Here is a 17,204-nt window from a genome sequence, read left to right as displayed (position 1 = left end):
GCTCCCAGCAGATGTGCGTTGCGGGACGGTGCATTGCTCGCCGCTTCTCCCTATATTCCGGCCGAACCGGAACAGCCCGCAAAAGCCTTTGGGAGTAACGCCATGACCCCGACCGCCACCGCTCGTGCCCAGCACGCCACGTCCAATCTGCGCGACCGGTTGAAGGACCCGTCGCTTCTGAAGGAGGCCTGCTACATCGACGGCGCCTGGGTCGGATCGCCGGTCTTCGCCGTCAACAATCCCGCGACCGGCGTCGAGCTCGCAAAGGTTCCGCAGCTTTCGGCCGATGACGCCACCAGGGCGGTCGAGGCCGCCGAGCGCGCCTTCCCGGCCTGGGCCAAGCACACCGCCAAGCAGCGCTCCAACATCTTGCGCAAATGGTTCGAGCTGATTGTCGCCAATCGCGAGGACCTCGCGCTGATCCTCACCTCCGAACAGGGCAAGCCGCTCACCGAAGCCCTCGGCGAGGTCGACATCGGCGCCGCCTATATCGAGTTTTTCGCCGAGGAGGCCCGCCGCGTCTACGGCGAGACCATCCCGACCCAGCGGCCGGATGCGCGCCTGCTCGCGATCAAGCAGCCGATCGGCGTCTGCGGCGCCATCACACCGTGGAATTTCCCGAACTCGATGATCACCCGAAAGGTCTCGCCGGCGCTGGCTGCGGGCTGCACCGTGGTGCTTAAGCCCGCCAACGAGACGCCACTCTCGGCCCTGGCGCTGGCCGTGCTTGCCGAGAAGGCCGGCATCCCCAAGGGCGTGCTCAACATCATTACCGGCGATGCAGCGCCGATCGGCAAGGTGCTGTGCGAGCATCCGGCCGTGCGTTTCGTCGGCTTCACCGGCTCGACGGCGGTCGGCAAGATTCTCTACCGGCAGGCCTCCGTCGGCGTGAAGCGGCTCGGCCTCGAGCTCGGCGGCAACGCGCCGTTCGTGGTGTTCGACGACGCCGATATCGATGCGGCGGTCGAGGGCGCGATCGTCTCGAAGTATCGCAACATGGGCCAGACCTGCGTCTGCGCCAACCGCCTCTACGCCCAGGACAAGATCTACGACGAGTTCGTGCAGAAGCTGTCGAAGAAGGTCGCGGCGATGAAGATCGGCGACGGCACGGAAACCGGCGTCACGCAGGGCCCGCTGATCAATCTGAAAGCGGTCGACAAGGTCGAGCGCCACATTGCGGACGCCGTGAAGCGCGGCGCCAAGGTCGTCACCGGCGGTAAGCGCAGCGAGCTCGGACGCTCGTTCTTCGAGCCGACCGTCCTTGCCGACGTCAAGCCGGACTCGCTGGTGGCGCAGGAAGAGACCTTCGGCCCGCTCGCGCCGGTGATCCGCTTCAAGGACGAGGCCGACGTCATCGCGATGTGCAACGCCTCGCCGTTCGGGCTCGCCTCCTACTTCTACTCCCGCGATCTCGGCCGCGTCTGGCGTGTCGCCGAGGCACTGGAATCCGGCATGGTCGGCGTCAATACCGGCCTGATCACCACCGAAGTCGCGCCCTTCGGCGGCGTCAAGGAAAGCGGCCTCGGCCGCGAAGGCTCGCATCACGGCGTGGAAGAATATGTCGAGATCAAATACGTGATGATGGCGGGGGTGTAAGGGCTCGCCATCATTCGCGGATGTGATGAACGCAATGCCCCCTCCAGGGTCGTCCTGGCGAAAGCCAGGACCCATTACCCCAGCGAGGCGATTGGCGAAGATTGGTGGTCCGGTACTTCCACCGCCTGCGATAGATAGATTCCGCGGTATGGGTCCTGGCTTTCGCCAGGACGACATCCAATGTGTGGTGCGCTCGTTGCCCTACGGCGTTCGCTAGCGCCGCAACACCGCGATCGTCCGGTTCGCAAACGTCAGCCGCTCCGCCATGACCGACACGAAATAGGTCAGCAGCTTGTGGCTAAGCTCCGGATCCTCGGTCTTGATGGCGTCGAACTGGTGCGTATTCAGCACGTAGAGCACGCTGTCGACTTCGGCCTGGATCGTCGCGCTGCGCGGTGTCTGTGACACCAGCCCCATCTCCCCGATCGTGGTGTAACGGCCGAGGCTGCGCACGCGCGTGGTGCGGTCGTCGTCGGCCGGAATCATGATGCCGACGCGGCCGTCGAGGATGAAATGCATGGAATCGGCGGGGTCGCCGGCCTGCACGATGACCTCGCCGGCTTCGACCTCGATGCGCTGGCAGCGGCGGATCAGTTCGTCGGCGCCGTCCTCGCTGCCGAGCATGCGCGTGAACCAGTCGCGTAGGCTGGCTTCTTCCTGCGCCAGCTCCTGATGCTGCGAGATGAGCTCGTTCTCGCACCATTCCAGCGCGCGATCGAGTTCGGGGATGATGGTGACGCCGTCGCCGACGAAGTCGCTGGAGCGCAGCACCTTCTCGGCCGCAGCCGACAGATGCACCAGGATCAGCTCGACGCCGAGTTCGCCAGCGCTGCGCTTGATCTGGGCAAAGCTATAGGCAGCCGATGAATCCACGCCGGTGACGAGCTTGAAGTCGAACAGCAGATAGCGGCATTCGGGGCGCTCCTGAAGCAATCGCTTGACGTGCTGGTAGAGCCGGTTGGCGGAGCCGAAGAACAGATAGCTCTGGAGATTGAGGCCCTGGATCTTGCCGCCATGGGCCAGCAGCACGTCCTGGTCGTCGCGCGAGCGGTCGAGCGAGGAGCGGTACTCCGCGCCGTCGAAACTGTATTTGATCGATTCGACCCGCGCGGCGCTGAACGCAAACGTTGCGCAGCCGATGATGACGCCGATCAGGATGCCCGGCACGAAACCCCAGGCGACGATGATCGCGATGATGGCGATCAGCGACAGATATTCGAGCTTCGACAGACGCTTGCGCGACTCGATGATCCATTTGTGCAACTGGTCGGCGCCGAGATAGAGCAACAGGCCGCCGAGCACGAATTTGGGGATGAAGCCGAGCAACTCGGGTGCGACGGCGAGCACCAGCAGGGACAGCGCTGCGGCCGTGAGGCCGGACAGGCGCCCGCGGCCGCCGCTGGAGAAATTAAGCATCGAGCGGCTGGTCGAGCTGCAGCCGGCGTAGCCGCCCAGCAGGCCGGTCAGGATATTGGCGGCGCCGGTGACGTTCAGCTCACACTCCAGATTGGCTTCGCGATGCGTGGCCACCTCGATGCCGGTGGTGTTGAACAGCGTGCTCGAGGCCGTGACGAAGATGACGGCAACGACATTGCCAAGCAGGTCCGGGATGGCAAACCAGGGATAGCGGACGAGATCGTCGGTGTGCCAGGGCAGCATGAAGACCGCTTGCGGCGGGGCCTGAAAGGTCCAGCCCAGCGTGCGCGCCTCATCGAAGGAAACGCCGGTGAGCCAGAACGCCAGATGCGCGGTGAGCACGCCGCCGACCAGGATGATGGGCAGTCCGAACGGGCTGCGCGAGCGGTGCCAGGTGAGATACAGCACCAGCGCCATGGCGCAGGCGGCACCGAGCTCCAGCACGATGGTGCGGTTGGCGAAGTGCGACAGCGTCGCGAATTGCAGCGGATGGTCGGTGATCACCCGGACCGCACCCATGACAATGAGAAGTCCGGTTGCGCCGAGGAAGCCGCCGACCACCGGATAAGGCACGTAGCGGATGGCGCGGCCAAGCCGCGTCAAGCCGAGGCCACACAGCACCAATCCCGTCAGCATCGTCGACAGGCCGAGCGTGATCAGGATCGGTGACAGCAACGGCGTCGACAGGTTCGCGATCTCGATACGTTCGACCACCGAGGCGGCCAGGATACCCGTCACCGCGGCAGTCGAGCTGTCGGGGGCTGCAATCGCGAAGGGCAGGGAGCTGCCGAGCGCGACGACGGCCGCAAGTACCGCGGAGCTGACGAAAGTTGCCGTGATGCCGTAGGACAGATAGGGCGACAGCGGCCCCGCGAAGATCAGCAGCGAATAGGACAGCCCGAACGTGACGGTCAGGACGCTGGCGGCGCTGCCGCCCAATATATCGTTCAGCGCGCGCTTGAGCGCCGGATTAAGCCCGGTCGACGGAGTGAAGCCAATTGCGGGATCGGTCACGCCGTGACACTCGCTCATGAAAATTCCTGTTCGAGACGTAGACGACTGCGAGCCTAGCGCAACAGGATTCTTGCAAGTATGAGCTATCCGACAGGTCTGGCGGCGCTTATTGCTTCAACCATCAGCAGGTTCCGCTCCGAGCGGACGCGATCTATCGTGTGTGAACGGCCAATCATACACGGAAGATGGAAGAAACTGGAGCGCCCGTCATTCGGCGTCGTCCTGGCGAAAGCCAGGATCCATTACCCCAGGGAGCAGTTTGGCGATGATTGTGCCTTCGGGATTTGCACCGAACGCACGGGATAGACCTCACGGTATGGGTCCTGGCTTTCGCCAGGACGACGCCGGGGAGGCATCGAGCCGGCGGGCAATGACGGCGCGGGACGAAACAGCCGAGCTAAAGCTTTAGCTCACTTCCCGTCACGCGGCGATACGCTTCCAGATACCGCTTGCTGGTCGCGTCCACCACGCTTGCCGGCAAAGGCGGCGGCGGGGCGTCGCCGTTCCAGCGGCCGGCGCGGCGTTCGACGTCGAGATAGTCGCGCAGCGGCTGCTTGTCGAAGCTCGCCTGCGGCTGGCCGGGCTTGTAAGCGTCGACGGCCCAGAATCGCGAGGAATCAGGTGTCATCACCTCGTCGATCAGGATGATGCGGCCGTCCTTGTCGCGGCCGAATTCGAACTTGGTGTCGGCGATGATGATGCCCTGCTCGCGGGCGAGCTCCTCGCCGAGCGTGTAGATCGCGCGCGTCATGCTCTCGAGCGTATAGGCCGTCTCGTCGCCGACGACCTCGCGCATCTTCGCGATGGTGATGTTCTCGTCATGGCCGGTCTCGGCCTTGGTCGCCGGGCTGAAGATCGAAGGCTCCAGCTTCTCGCTCTCGACCAGTCCCGCTTTCAGCTTTTCGCCGGCCAGCGTGCCGCTTGCCGCATATTCCTTCCAGGCCGAGCCCGAGAGATAACCGCGGATCACGCATTCGATCGGAAATACCGTGGTGCGGCGGCACAGCATGGCGCGGCCGAGAATCTCGGCGCGATGCGGTCTCAAGGCCGGCACGGCGGCGACGATCTCGTTGGTGTCGGCGCTGATCATGTGATGCGGCACCACGCCTTCGAGCTCGTTGAACCAGAACGCGCTGATTTGCGTCAGGACCGCGCCCTTCATCGGGATGGTCTCGCCCATCACGACGTCGAAGGCGCTGATGCGGTCGGTGGTGACGAGCAGCAGGCGGTCGTCGTCGACGGCGTAGATATCACGTACCTTGCCGCGCCCGATCTTGGGCAGCGGCAGGTCGCTGGAGAGCATGGTGGTCATCGGCAGAACTTTCGGAGCAAGGCCTTGCGACAGGACATCCGGCCGCGCCTGATCGCGCGACCGGAAACCGGGATAGCCTATTCCGGCAGCGGAATGAACTCATGTTCCTGCGGAACCGCCGCGAAGCGGCCGGTTTTCCAGTCCTGCTTGGCCTGCTCGATCCGCTCCTTGCTGGAGGAGACGAAATTCCACCAGATGTGGCGCGGGCCTTCCAGGGCGTCGCCGCCCAGAAACATCATCCGTGTGGCTTTGAGCACCTTCACCGTGATGCGGTCGCCCGGACGGAAGATCAGCAGTCGCGGCCCCTCGTAGCGCTCGTTCGCGATCTCGACCTCGCCGTCGACGACGTAGATGGCGCGCTCCTCGTGATCAGGATCGAGCGGCACGATCGCGCCCGCGACCGCCGTGACCTCGGTATAGAACCAGGGCGACACCATCGAAACAGGTGAGGTGACGCCGAAGGCCGAGCCCGCGATCACTTTCGCGGTGAAGTCGCGCTCGGAGACCATCGGCAAGTCACCAGCGCCGTAGTGCTGGAACGACGGCGCGATCTCTTCCGATCCGGCCGGCAGCGCGATCCAGCTTTGTAGGCCGAGCATCTTCTGCCCCGAGGCGCGTTGTACATCCGGGGTGCGCTCGGAATGCGCGATGCCGCGGCCGGCCGTCATCAAATTCATCGCGCCGGGCTGGATCTCCTGGATGTTGCCCTCACTGTCGCGATGCATGATAGCGCCGTCGAACAGATAGGTGACGGTGGCAAGCCCGATATGCGGATGCGGCCGAACATCCATGCCCTTGCCGGAGACGAATTGCACCGGCCCGAAATGGTCGAAGAAGATGAAGGGACCGACCATCTGGCGCTTGCCGTGCGGCAATGCGCGCCGGACCGCGAAGCCATCGCCGAGATCGCGCGTGCGCGGCACGATGACGAGATCGAGCGCATCGCAGGACATGGGATCGCCGAGCACGGGATCGTTCGAGGGTTGCCAGCTCATGTGGACTCCTTTTGGCTTTTTCGAGCTAAATCCTAGCAGGATTTCGTGCGGCCGTCGCGGCTGAGCCCGGACCACATACTCCGCCGTCATCGCCCGCGAAAGCGGGCGATCCAGTACGCCGCGGCCTACCTGTTCGATCATGACCGTCCCGGAATACTGGATCGTCCGGTCAAGCCGGACGATGACAGAGTGCAAGGCGCGCGATGGTCCTTGAAAAAATAGGCGCAACGAAGGATGTTCGGCTGATGTCAACCGCGACCCATCGCAGCACCCGATGACCCTTGCCGCAACCGAGCTCGCGTTTCGTGCTGCCAGCGTCGCGCTGCTGCTGGTGCTAGCAGCGTCATTGCTCTCGGATTTCCGCAATGTTCTGGCAGCCCGGCTCGGTGCGGCCTTTGCGCTCGGCTCGGCAGCGCATGCCGCGAGCTATTCCGTCGGCGTATCGTCGCTGGTCCCGGCATGGCATGCGCCGCTGATCGCGGTGTCGACCGGCAATATCGTGGTGTTCTGGCTGTTCACGCGCGCGCTGTTCGACGACGAGTTTCGCCTGCACCGGTGGCACGGATTGACCTGGGGGCTGGTGACAGCCTTCAGCTTCGTCAGCTGTCTCTGGATCGCACCCGGCGGACATGTCCGGTCCGCCGTCACTGCGGTGAACATGATCGTGCTCGGCTTCATTGCGCTCGCGATCATGCAGACGATCGCCTCATGGTCGGCCGATCTGGTCGAGCGCCGCCGCCGTGTTCGCGTCTTCATCGTCTGTGCTGCCGCGCTCTATGGCGGATTGAACGCGGTGCTCCAGATCCTCGTCGTCGGCAGCGACGTCGGCGACGTCGCCAACACCGTCAACGCCGGCGTGCTTGCCAGCATCGTTGCGGCTATCGCCTATGCGATGATGCGCGTCGATGGCGCCGACCTGTTTCCAGCTGCCGCGGAGGCTGCGCCGGCGATCGCGGCGAGCCAGCCTGTGGGCGAGGACGCCGCCGACCAGAAGCTCATCGACGCCCTGATGCGGCTGATGGCGGACGAACGGATCTATCGGCAGGAGAACATCAGCATCGGCGTGCTGGCGGGCCGGCTGAAAATTCCCGAATACCGGCTGCGCCGGCTGATCAACCAGGGGCTTGGCTACCGCAATTTCAATGTGTTCCTGAACAACCACCGGATCGAGGAGGCCAAAGCCGCGCTGGCCGATCCCGCCCAGGCCGAAGTCCCCGTCATCACCATCGCGATGGATTCCGGCTTCCAGTCGCTCGGCCCCTTCAACCGCGCCTTCAAGGCCGTGACCGGCGTGACGCCGACGGAATACCGGCGGCTCAAGGTGAATGCTGTCTAAGCTTTAGGGCACTGAAATATCGCGGCTATTTCAGAATCGGCGAGCGTCTCGCGGTTTTCGGCTACGCCGTTTTCCAAATCCGGCGAGCGGGCATCGCGTGAATGCCGCTTCGTCTTCGGCACACGCCTCAAGCCGGAGCAAGCCCGTGACCCGCCGCCGCAAGATCGTCCTACTCGCCGCCACCACCGCCATTGCGGGCCTCGCGCTCGGCGCGGTTCGCGCCCATGACGTGCCCAAGGTCGCCACCGGCTTCATCGCCGACGTGCTCTGTTCCGAGACGTTTGTCTCGGGCCTCGATATCAGGCGTAATTTGTCCGAGACCATTGATGCGATGCCGGGCGCCGGTCTGCTCACCTGGGCGATGGATTATCAGGTCGATCGCGCACGCAAGGAGGTCACGGTGACCCTGTTCGGCATTGGCCGCAGCCATGCCGTCTATCGCGAGGGTCTCGGCTGCACGCTCGAGCACGGTGCGGAGATTGCCGACGTCAGGCTGCCGCCGGATGACAGGCAGCCGGCGTTGCTGCCCGAGATTGCCGGCCCCGCAATCGTGTCGCCGCAAAGCCCGGAGCTGTCAGCCGCGCTCGATCATGCCTTCGCCGAACCTGCGCAGCCGCCATACCGCCGCACCCGCGCAATCGTCATCATGAAGTCGGGCCGCATCATTGCGGAGCGCTATGCGGACGGCATCGGACCGGAGACGCCGCTGCTCGGCTTCTCCATGACCAAGTCCGTGATTTCGGCTCTCACCGGGATCCTCGTGCGCCAGGGCCAACTGAAGCTCGACGGGCCCGCACCGGTCGCCGCCTGGACAAATCCGGACGATCCCCGTCACGCCATCACCGTCGATCAATTGCTGCGCCACACCGCGGGTCTGGCGCTCGGCAGCTCGCTGCAGGCCTCGCTCGGCTCCGCCTTCGAGCCGGTCAATCGCATGAAATTCACCGAAGACGACATGGCAGCATATGCCGCGAGCATGCCGCTTGCGACCGCGCCGGGCACCGTGTGGAATTATCACGATGGCAACACCATCCTGCTCGCGCATCTGATCCGCAACGCGGCCGGCGGCAATCCCGCGGATGCGCTTGCCTTCGCGCGCCGCGAATTGTTCGCGCCGCTCGGCATGCGCCATGTCACGCTCCAGCTCGACGGCGCCGGCACGATCAAGGGGTCGAGCGAGATGCTCGCATCCGCGCGCGACTGGGCGCGCTTCGGCCAGCTCTATCTCAACGACGGCGTCGCCGGCGGCAGGCGCATCCTGCCTGAGGGATGGGTGAATTACTCGGCGTCGGCGACGCCCAATGCCTGGGTCGGCATCGGCGCCGGCTTCTGGACCAACCAGGGCGACAGTTTTGGCGCGACCTTCCGCATCGATCACGGCTGGCCGCGCGATGCCTTCTTCGCCAAGGGCACGATCGGGCAGTACACGATCGTGATTCCGTCGGAACGCTTGGTGATCGTGCGGATGGGCCGCTCGCCGAACTGGCCCCCGGAAGCGGACGGTGTGTTCGATCTGGTGCGCGATGTGGTTGCGGCAACGCGCGAGAAGGGGAAGGTGGCGAGGGGGAATTGAGAAGATAGTGAGGAGTGCGCTGCCTTCCTCCCTTCTCCCCTTGTGGGAGAGCGGTGAGACCTAAAACCCTAATATTATCAACGCATCCGCGCGGCGGTGTCCAGCGGGTGTAAAAATCAGAATAATTTTTGACACCACCAGCGCAGGGCTAGCGACAGCCTAGCACCTGCTATTGTTTTGAGGGAATCATCCCCGTTCTGGAATAACATCTCCGCCCGCGGCCTCGGAGGCGGAGGCATCGGCTGGGGGTGGAAAATGGATTGGTGGGATCTCGGGGAATGGTCAGGTTATCCCGGCCACAAATTAGCGACGCATCAGATTCCCTGTGCATTTTGTGGTGCGGAAGGCAACTTTGAAACTATTCAGCACCTTGAGCGAAAGAAGCCGGGTAGCACTCGCAAGGCGCTCAACTATGACACGCTGAAATGCGGCAACTGCGGAAATTTTATGTTTGCGTTCTGGTCTGCTGGCCAACACAGCCATGGCTCTGGAGCGTCGCACGACTACCAAGTCCTACCTTGGCATCGGAGCACGACAACTTACCCAAAGCATTGGCCCGATGATGCCGGTCGCTACTGGGTCGAAGCGCGACGATCAATTGAGGGACAGAACTGGACGGCCGCTGCGTTGATGGCGCGCTCTGCTGTTCAACTCGTCGCACGATCTCACGGAGCCAGGGGCAGTAATCTCAAGCAGGAAATTGACGACCTTGCTGACAAGGGTCTTATCCTTCCCATTATGAAAGACTGGTCGCACGAAGTCCGGGAGCTTGCGAATGAAGGCACCCATCCGCAGCCGGGATCGAGTGGCACAAGCGAGAAAGACGCAAAAGATGTCGTTGAGTTCCTGACATTCTTGATGCGCGTCATGCACGAGCTCCCGAAGCAGATCGAGGATTTTCGCAAGCGAAGAACGTCGTAATCGAGCGAACGGCCAATGACGACCACCCCGCAAAAGATCACATTCGGCGAGATGCGCGCATCCGGCGTGCTGATCGCTCTGCTGACGCTCACGATTCTGACCTCCACCGCCCCGGCGCAACAGCGCGCACGATGTACGACTCGCACGGCAACGTCGTCGGCCGGTCGGCGACCGATAGCCAAGGCACGACGACGACCTACGATAGCCGTGGCCGTGGCCGTGTGATCAGCCGAGAGTCCACCAGCGGAAATCCGATGACGATCTATGACGCACGCGGGCGCAATGTGGGCAGGGTCACAACGAACCGTCAATGAGGCCGGGCGCTTGGGGGACGGACATGGGTGAGATCATCGTGAAGAAAGACACGCCCTCAATGTGTTTTGCCCGGCTGCCACTAGAGAATGGTGATCAGATCATGATCGGGGTGGCACAATCGGGGGTGAAGGTGTCCAAAATGAAATGGGGAATCTTCCCGGTACACTTTGGGCGTCTAGCAGCACGGTTGAGATCGCGAAAAAGTTCTTTGATGAGCAGGAGCCTTTTCTGCACCCCCCGATTCGATGATTACAAACTGATCGATTGCCGCAGCGCCGCCGACATGGTGGTGAGGCTCATGTGAACCACTGCCAGAGCAGCGTCACAAGAAGAGCAGCATGTTCGACTTGATGATCTCGTGCCAACCGGCGGACGCTGCCCGCCGCATGAACAAGGCGAGTAGCACAGTTCCTTTAGAAACAGGAATGCCGCTGAGAGGTAATGCCACCCAGTGAATGAACCAGCGCCGGAAAGTGAGATTAAGCGTCCGCATCTTCGAACACGGTTCGTGTTTGTCGATACGCAGGCCTTGCGAAAAGCTCGTTTCGACTGGAACGGGCGTGCTTTGTCCAAGCTTGCCGAGTTCGCGAAGGCGGGCCAGCTTCGGCTCCTTGTCACGGATATAACCATTGGAGAGGTTAAGTCCCAGCTTCGAGAACTTTTCGTCGAAGCAAGCTCCTCAGTTATGAAGCACAGCGGCATTTTGGAGCAACTCGGCGCTTCGCTGGCTGTTGAACGTGTGAGGGATCAAACAACCGCAATCAGCACATTGGAGGCAGCGTTCGACGGATTTCTGAAACATGCCAAGGCCGTTAAGGTCCCATTGATTTCAGATGTGAACGCCATCCTTGACGACTACTTCGCTCGGCGGCCTCCATTCAGCGCCAAGAAGAAGGCCGAGTTTCCCGATGCGATCTCAGTCGCGTCTATTCGTAGGTGGTGCCAGCAGAATAGCTCAACAGCCTACGTCGTGTCCGACGACCCGGACTTGCGAGGTTGCTGCTCTGAAGCTGGTCCATTGTTTCATTCAGAATCGATTGCGGAAATTATATCTCAAGCAACTGTTTCACAGGAAGTACACGATGCGCTCGAAAAGGCTCTTGGCGCGAGCGAATATCTCAGTGACAGTATAATTGACGAAATCAAGGGCTTTGACGTTGAGTACAGTCGCTACAACCGAGCTGAGGAAGTGAACATCATAGCGGCCCGGGTAGAGGACGTTTATTCGGTGAACGTCCTGTCGCTAAACGTCTTAGAACAGGAGGGACAGACCTTTACCTGTGAGCCCGAAATCGAGGTGGAAGTATCGCTCGGTATCGAGGTTGAGGTTCAGGGGCGCTACGATGAATACGAACCCAGCCGCCACCATTGGATATCCCAAACTCGCACAGAATATTTTTACCCGGAAGTCGTCCTTCGCTTTGACCAATTAACAGGAAATCTTGAGTTCGACTCAATCTCTTTGGCGGGGCAGACCGTGCAGGTTAGCATCAACGAGATTAACTCGCGCTCTTTCCGATGGTGATGCACTGACGTTCCACGGCTTCGATGCTGTCGCACTCACGCGCCGGGTCAGGACGCCACCTACTGAATCCGCACCGTCGCATTCGCAGCGCCAGCTCAGCGCTCTCGCGCTTCGCACCGGCATCGCCATAGGGGCTGATCAAGCGCGCTCATGTTGGGATAGCAGGGTGGGCTCATCCACGGCATCAGGCCGAGCGCTTCGATCTCGTCGTCGCCGGTGATCTCTGTTTCGACGACGCTGCCATCGCCAAATGCCTTGATCACGCAGTGACGAAGAAGGGCGACACCACCGTCGCCGACCGTCACGGGCAAGGTCTACAACCACTCCAAGCGCATGAAGGAGAAGCGCGCAGTGTTGGAGGGCGTCGCAGCGGAGCTGCGGCGGATTGTCGGAGCGCCTGTCACCAAGGCCTTGGAGCATGAAGGGCAACGGCTCGTCGCCTGACTGAGCCATTGCGATCAACCCTGAGCACATCATAGCCTTCGCAGGCCAGGCTTCCCCCTGCGCATGAAATGTTCACACGAAAAAACCTTTAGAAAACGATGCGATAAGTCTTGGGTGTCGTCATTTGTGACGCGATCCGCCGGGCGATCGATAGCTGTGCATAAATTGCGACGGACGGCCCTGCATCGGTTGCTTACACCCGGGCTTCGCCCTGCGCTTTGGTTGCGTTTCGGCGCAATTTCTGTGGCAGGGACGCGCGCTGGTGCATCCCCGTGCGGACTATAGCCGAATGCGTCGAAGAGCCCAGACGCGCACCACGGGCGTCCCCTGCTGATCGTGTGACGCGATCGAGCGTGTGTCGTGACCCTGTCACGGTCGTGAGACGCGATAAGCGCGGAGGCGTGTGATGCGATCTTACCGCTGGCGTTTACGCTGCGAAGAAACCTCATTAATCGACCGACGCAATCGTCCTGAAACAATGGAAGGAGCACCCTTAACCTGCGAAGTGCGAGCACTTCTAACGCAGGAGAGAGAAATGACTGCATTGGCGGCACGGTTCTTTCCCAACGCACCAACCCAAGCAATTGCGGAAATCGAGACGTTTGTATCGGTGGCGTTGTTTTGCGGCGTGGGTCTCCTGTTATCCGTGAGCGTTCTGCTGCTCGACAGATACATTCCGGGCGATTGGTTCTAGACAATTCACGTCATTTGAACGCAGGCGGAACGCATTGATCCACTGAATTCGCGAGAGCCTGTTCTCATGAAGCTGTCTGGGGGAATAAATGAGCAATCCGATTGGACACGCGGTTCGACAAGCTCTTACGCGCCGTGGCTTCATCGCGGGGAGCGCCATCAGCCTATTTGCGCCCATGATAAGCTCCGCCGTCGCAGGCGACGGCAGCGTCGATACACGAATTCAGCTCGCACAAATATCGGGAGATGTCAGCAATTCGCGGTCACGGCTCATCCTGCTGGGCACCTCAGGCGGTCCGACATGGTACCCGAATTCGGACCAAAGCGGCATTTCGTCGGTCGTGGCGGTTGGTGACGCCTACTATATCGTGGACTGCGGCGAGGGTGCCGGGAAACGCCTCCAGCAGGCGATATCGCCAGCAAGTAGCCGCTTCATGGACGACAGAGTGAGAGCGCTCTTCCTAACCCACCTCCACTCCGATCATACAGTCGACTATGCTAATCTGTTGTTCATCGGATTGTTCGTTGGGCTCGACCGCCGATCCACCCCCTTCAAGGTCTTTGGCCCGGGTCGGCGAGGTCAAATGGCGCCTGTCTTTTCACTGCCCGGCACTTCGGCTCCGACTGTGCCAATCATCAACCCCGAAAACCCCACGCCCGGCATCAAGGATATGACGGGCTACCTGTATCAAGCTTTTGCGACGGATTTGAATGACCGAATGCGCGACAACGGGAAGCCGAACCTCGAAGCGGTGGTCGAGGTGCACGACATTGATATTCCGGCAATCGCCGGTTTCAAATCGCCCAATGAAACGCCTTCTCCCCCGATGGAGCCATTCAAAATCTTCGAGGATGATCGCGTACGCGTTTCCGCTACCTTGGTGGATCACGCTCCCGTCTGGCCCGCATTTGCCTATCGCTTCGACACTGACGATGGCTCCATTGTGTTCTCCGGCGATACGGGGCGGTGCGAGAACTTGATCAAACTTGCAAAAGGCGCAGACGTACTCGTTCACGAGGTTATCGTGACGAGTGCTATCTATCGCGCTTTTCCTACGCCGCGTTCCGTTGCGAACGAAGGTTTAGTGCAGCATCTGCTAAATGCCCATACGCAGGTCGAAGAGGTTGGAGCAGTAGCGGAAGCCGCAGGCGTGAAGAAACTTGTCCTCAGCCACATTGTGCCCGGCAACGCAACGCGAGAACAACTGCTACCCGCAGGCAAGGGCTTCTCCGGTGAACTGGTGATTGGCCGAGACCTGATGCAGATTGGCATTGGTCAGACAGCGGCGTCACCTCAAAAAGGTTGAAAATCGGAAAGATGTCCGCTCCCGGCCTGCGCCGCCTGCCGCCGGACGCACTATCAAGAGATGTCGGCGCTGGGGTCCTCTGAGAGAGGGAAACAAATGGGGGGACCGCGCGACGGCACCCACTCAACCGGATGCTTTCCGGGTTGCGTTGGGGATTTAGTGCTGAAGTCTGAGGCCGGTTGAGCCGTGCGATTGCGTTCTCACGGTCTCCCTGGGCCTGCGCTGAGGCGTGCGCGGGAACAAAAAAGCCGCCTCCGGGACGAAGCGACGACGGTTTTTTTCTTGATCGCGATCCGCCGAAAAAACTCCTTACCGCCGAGCTCCAACGCGGTTGACACCACCATTGGCATTGCCACCGGCGTTATGGCGTACCGCAGCGCGGGCTACCGGACGCGCACCCAGCACCACGCCGGGCCGAGCAACGCAACCCGCCGGATAGGCAGTGTATTGGCAATACACGATGGCATTGGCTGGGCCTGGATTGAGCGTGAGACCAGCAAGGCCCAACAGGGCGCTAGCAGCGATCCCGCTAATAGTCGCGGACTTAATCGAAAGACGCTTCTTGGGATGCATGGTGCGGGTCTCCCTTTTGTGCCTGCGCAACAGACGCACGGACGCCGTCTCAGGTGCGGCTGCACGCAGCGTGTCCGCTAAAGGATCGCCCGCTTTGACATAGATCAACCGAGAGTTTGCCTTGCGACGGGCGAAACCCCACAGGACGCGAGTGCAGCGCACGCGTGTCGGTGCAGCTCCTGCGGCTCAGGTGGTAGGGGTGGGTTTACGCGCTGAGCTGGCACTGCTGAGCTCGAGGGTAACGAGCCTCGCCAGAAGGGTCGCCGGATAAAGCTGGCCGATTACGCTTTCGATGTTGCAGAGACTTCGCGCCAACGGATGTACCGGAACGATGTCTCCATATCCGGTCGATGTAAGCGTGACGAAGCTTATGTAAAAAAGCGATGCGGCGACTGAATGATCGTCCTCGAAAGCTATCCCCTTGATTGCGTCGGGAGCCGCCAGCCCTACAAACAGAAACAGGGTTGCAAAGGCCACCGCAATCAACAAGTACAGAAGGATCGCTCCGATAATTCGGTGATACGTAACGAGACCTCGCCTGAAGACGGCCTGTACCACGACAACGCCTAACGTGCAGGCGATGACCAGCCATGCACCGGCCAAAATATGAAGGTGGTACGGTACTGGGTAATAAATGCGCAGGAAGAAGACGGCGACGTTGAAAACGAGCGCGAGCGACATCAGAACCAGAGCGGTTGGGTTGTTCGAGATGATCACCATGCTGACGATGATCGCTACCAGTAGACCATCCGCAAACAGATGGAAGGCGGTAATGCCCATTGCTTGTAGCGGGGCGAAGACAAAAATCAGTAATGCCAGCACCCCGGTGAGCACCGAAAGCAGCCAGTCAATGCGTTCTCCGCGCAAACGGCGCAGCTCGCGTACGGGCGTCTTCATCGATGTTCCTAAGGCCTGGCTGACCGCAGCGCTGCACCTTTGTACAATTCCGGACGAAAGTTCAGCCTCCTTGACCTAGATCAAGGGAACGGGAGCAATCCTAAGCGCGCTCAGTGAAGGAGTTCGCCGCCTGCCGCCTGTTTGATCGATTCGATCAGCTCGTGCGCTGAGAACGGCTTCGTTAGAAATGCGACGCATCCGGACAGCAGTGCGGCCTCGCGAACGGAAGGGGTCTCATTGCCGGTGATGAAAATGACGGGGACCAAAACGCCTCGCGCTTTGAGTTGATGTCGGAGTTCGATCCCGGATCGCAGGTTGAGCTTGATGTCCAAGATGATGCAGAGTGCGTTGACGACGTCGGGGTGCTGCTCCAGCTCTTCGGCAGACGAGAAGAGGATGGATTCATAGCCATGCCGACGTAGCAGCCGATCGACGGCCCGCAGCATTCCAGGATCGTCATCGACGACCAAAACAGGGTCGCTTCTACCCATTTGGATTGCGCTCCGATGACAAGCGGGAGCGCACCGGCTCTCTCAGTCACCCATGTTTGCCGCTGGCGACTCGGTGCTGATGAGAATCAATAGGTATGTCGGGAATCTGACACAAGTGTCCCATAGGCCAATAAATTGAAAACGGTCGAGAACTGGCCTAGGCCATAGGTCCGTTATTGGGCTTATCGCCAATGACACCGACCCGTTCAGCAACCGCGACAAGTTCAGCCAAGGTCCGAACCTGCATTTTCTCCATCACCGCGTGGCGATGGGCCTTGATCGTCCGCTCGCTCGTTCCCAAGATGCTGCCGATCTGCTTGTTGGTCTTGCCACCAACTATCAGTTCAAATACTTGCCGCTCCCTCGGCGTCAATTTGGCGATGAGGGCGCGAACAACATCGAGCTTAGTCTGTTGCTCCCGGAAGGCGCGGTGGCGTGCGAAAGCTCGTTCAATTGCCGAAAGAAGGTTATCGGACGTCACCGGCTTTGTTAGGAAATCATCCGCGCCCGCCTTTAAGGCGCGCACCGTGACGGGTATGTTGACATGACCGCTGACGAATATAATTGGCACTGTCGAGCCGAGTTCGTTCAACCGCGCTTGCAGTGCCGGACCATCTAGGTCGGGTATCCGTACATCGAGGAGGATGCAGCTCGGGACGCTGGTGCCCGGCAATCGGTCCAGCAACGCCTGCGCTGAGGCATAGACGGCGACCTCGTAACCCGCATGCTTCAAATGACGCTCCATAGCCGTCAGAAAGGACGGATCATCGTCAACAATATGCACAAGCCCCTGCAC

16 protein-coding genes are annotated in these 17,204 nt (G+C 61.1%); 8 read left to right on the top strand and 8 right to left on the bottom strand.

What is annotated here, in order from left to right; genetic code table 11:
• Positions 1-102 precede the first annotated feature (102 nt).
• Positions 103-1,596, top strand: coding sequence for an NAD-dependent succinate-semialdehyde dehydrogenase (locus BRA471DRAFT_RS00320; RefSeq protein ID WP_007603876.1), 1,494 nt, complete (start codon positions 103-105; stop codon positions 1,594-1,596).
• A gap of 213 nt (positions 1,597-1,809) precedes the next feature.
• Here BRA471DRAFT_RS00320 and BRA471DRAFT_RS00315 read toward each other — a convergent pair whose 3' ends face one another.
• The 3 genes from BRA471DRAFT_RS00315 to BRA471DRAFT_RS00305 form a co-directional block, all read right to left on the bottom strand.
• Entirely contained in the window at positions 1,810-4,026 is a 2,217-nt protein-coding gene (locus tag BRA471DRAFT_RS00315) for an SLC26A/SulP transporter family protein (RefSeq protein WP_035974561.1), read from the bottom strand.
• Between the two features lie 397 nt (positions 4,027-4,423).
• Positions 4,424-5,338: a phosphoribosylaminoimidazolesuccinocarboxamide synthase gene (locus BRA471DRAFT_RS00310; RefSeq protein WP_007603874.1), complete on the bottom strand. Its 915-nt coding sequence runs from the start codon at positions 5,336-5,338 to the stop codon at positions 4,424-4,426.
• A gap of 77 nt (positions 5,339-5,415) precedes the next feature.
• Positions 5,416-6,333: a pirin family protein gene (locus BRA471DRAFT_RS00305; protein WP_007603873.1), complete on the bottom strand. Its 918-nt coding sequence runs from the start codon at positions 6,331-6,333 to the stop codon at positions 5,416-5,418.
• A gap of 274 nt (positions 6,334-6,607) precedes the next feature.
• Here BRA471DRAFT_RS00305 and BRA471DRAFT_RS00300 point away from each other — a divergent pair, with 274 nt between their 5' ends.
• From BRA471DRAFT_RS00300 to BRA471DRAFT_RS00275, 5 genes are all read left to right on the top strand, one after another.
• Positions 6,608-7,669 carry a helix-turn-helix domain-containing protein gene (locus BRA471DRAFT_RS00300; RefSeq protein ID WP_007603872.1) on the top strand — a complete coding sequence of 354 codons (1,062 nt, stop codon included), beginning with the start codon at positions 6,608-6,610 and terminating at the stop codon, positions 7,667-7,669.
• A 145-nt stretch (positions 7,670-7,814) separates the two neighbouring features.
• Complete coding sequence (locus BRA471DRAFT_RS00295) at positions 7,815-9,242, top strand: serine hydrolase (protein ID WP_007603871.1); 1,428 nt, start codon at positions 7,815-7,817, stop codon at positions 9,240-9,242.
• A gap of 255 nt (positions 9,243-9,497) precedes the next feature.
• Positions 9,498-10,163, top strand: coding sequence for a DUF4145 domain-containing protein (locus BRA471DRAFT_RS35995; RefSeq protein WP_007603870.1), 666 nt, complete (start codon positions 9,498-9,500; stop codon positions 10,161-10,163).
• 337 nt (positions 10,164-10,500) lie between these two features.
• Entirely contained in the window at positions 10,501-10,782 is a 282-nt protein-coding gene (locus BRA471DRAFT_RS00280; RefSeq protein WP_007603869.1) for a hypothetical protein, read from the top strand.
• Between the two features lie 204 nt (positions 10,783-10,986).
• Positions 10,987-12,003 carry a PIN domain-containing protein gene (locus BRA471DRAFT_RS00275; RefSeq protein ID WP_035973463.1) on the top strand — a complete coding sequence of 339 codons (1,017 nt, stop codon included), beginning with the start codon at positions 10,987-10,989 and terminating at the stop codon, positions 12,001-12,003.
• Between the two features lie 95 nt (positions 12,004-12,098).
• Here BRA471DRAFT_RS00275 and BRA471DRAFT_RS38625 read toward each other — a convergent pair whose 3' ends face one another.
• A complete protein-coding gene (locus tag BRA471DRAFT_RS38625) occupies positions 12,099-12,314 on the bottom strand; it encodes a hypothetical protein (protein WP_198287850.1) in 216 nt (71 codons plus the stop codon).
• A 668-nt stretch (positions 12,315-12,982) separates the two neighbouring features.
• Here BRA471DRAFT_RS38625 and BRA471DRAFT_RS38620 point away from each other — a divergent pair.
• Complete coding sequence (locus tag BRA471DRAFT_RS38620; RefSeq protein WP_007603866.1) at positions 12,983-13,141, top strand: hypothetical protein; 159 nt, start codon at positions 12,983-12,985, stop codon at positions 13,139-13,141.
• 88 nt (positions 13,142-13,229) lie between these two features.
• Complete coding sequence (locus BRA471DRAFT_RS00265) at positions 13,230-14,447, top strand: MBL fold metallo-hydrolase (RefSeq protein WP_007603865.1); 1,218 nt, start codon at positions 13,230-13,232, stop codon at positions 14,445-14,447.
• Positions 14,448-14,756: 309 nt separating this feature from the next.
• On the opposite strand, the gene BRA471DRAFT_RS39255 is transcribed toward BRA471DRAFT_RS00265, so the two are convergent.
• From BRA471DRAFT_RS39255 to BRA471DRAFT_RS00250, 4 genes are all read right to left on the bottom strand, one after another.
• Complete coding sequence (locus BRA471DRAFT_RS39255; RefSeq protein WP_007603864.1) at positions 14,757-15,020, bottom strand: hypothetical protein; 264 nt, start codon at positions 15,018-15,020, stop codon at positions 14,757-14,759.
• Positions 15,021-15,206: 186 nt separating this feature from the next.
• Positions 15,207-15,917 (bottom strand): ion channel, encoded by a 711-nt coding sequence (locus BRA471DRAFT_RS00260; protein WP_007603863.1) that lies wholly within the window; start codon positions 15,915-15,917, stop codon positions 15,207-15,209.
• A 110-nt stretch (positions 15,918-16,027) separates the two neighbouring features.
• On the bottom strand, positions 16,028-16,408 hold the full coding sequence (locus tag BRA471DRAFT_RS00255; RefSeq protein WP_007603862.1) for a response regulator transcription factor: 381 nt from the start codon (positions 16,406-16,408) through the stop codon (positions 16,028-16,030).
• A gap of 157 nt (positions 16,409-16,565) precedes the next feature.
• Positions 16,566-17,204: a response regulator transcription factor gene (locus BRA471DRAFT_RS00250; protein WP_007603861.1), complete on the bottom strand. Its 639-nt coding sequence runs from the start codon at positions 17,202-17,204 to the stop codon at positions 16,566-16,568.

The sequence above is a fragment of the Bradyrhizobium sp. WSM471 genome (assembly GCF_000244915.1).
In the GTDB taxonomy this organism is placed as follows: domain Bacteria; phylum Pseudomonadota; class Alphaproteobacteria; order Rhizobiales; family Xanthobacteraceae; genus Bradyrhizobium.
The sequence above is the reverse complement of the archived record's forward strand: the minus strand, read 5'-3'. Positions and strand labels throughout refer to the sequence as shown.

Bases quoted from the DNA above. Each gene is read 5' to 3' on its own strand.
- BRA471DRAFT_RS38620 (WP_007603866.1), top strand. From the start codon at position 12,983: ATGACTGCATTGGCGGCACGGTTCTTTCCCAACGCACCAACCCAAGCA.
- BRA471DRAFT_RS00305 (WP_007603873.1), bottom strand. From the start codon at position 6,333: ATGAGCTGGCAACCCTCGAACGATCCCGTGCTCGGCGATCCCATGTCC.
- BRA471DRAFT_RS35995 (WP_007603870.1), top strand. From the start codon at position 9,498: ATGGATTGGTGGGATCTCGGGGAATGGTCAGGTTATCCCGGCCACAAA.
- BRA471DRAFT_RS00255 (WP_007603862.1), bottom strand. From the start codon at position 16,408: ATGGGTAGAAGCGACCCTGTTTTGGTCGTCGATGACGATCCTGGAATG.
- BRA471DRAFT_RS00320 (WP_007603876.1), top strand. From the start codon at position 103: ATGACCCCGACCGCCACCGCTCGTGCCCAGCACGCCACGTCCAATCTG.
- BRA471DRAFT_RS00310 (WP_007603874.1), bottom strand. From the start codon at position 5,338: ATGACCACCATGCTCTCCAGCGACCTGCCGCTGCCCAAGATCGGGCGC.
- BRA471DRAFT_RS00265 (WP_007603865.1), top strand. From the start codon at position 13,230: ATGAGCAATCCGATTGGACACGCGGTTCGACAAGCTCTTACGCGCCGT.
- BRA471DRAFT_RS00280 (WP_007603869.1), top strand. From the start codon at position 10,501: ATGGGTGAGATCATCGTGAAGAAAGACACGCCCTCAATGTGTTTTGCC.
- BRA471DRAFT_RS39255 (WP_007603864.1), bottom strand. From the start codon at position 15,020: ATGCATCCCAAGAAGCGTCTTTCGATTAAGTCCGCGACTATTAGCGGG.
- BRA471DRAFT_RS00300 (WP_007603872.1), top strand. From the start codon at position 6,608: ATGACCCTTGCCGCAACCGAGCTCGCGTTTCGTGCTGCCAGCGTCGCG.
- BRA471DRAFT_RS00260 (WP_007603863.1), bottom strand. From the start codon at position 15,917: ATGAAGACGCCCGTACGCGAGCTGCGCCGTTTGCGCGGAGAACGCATT.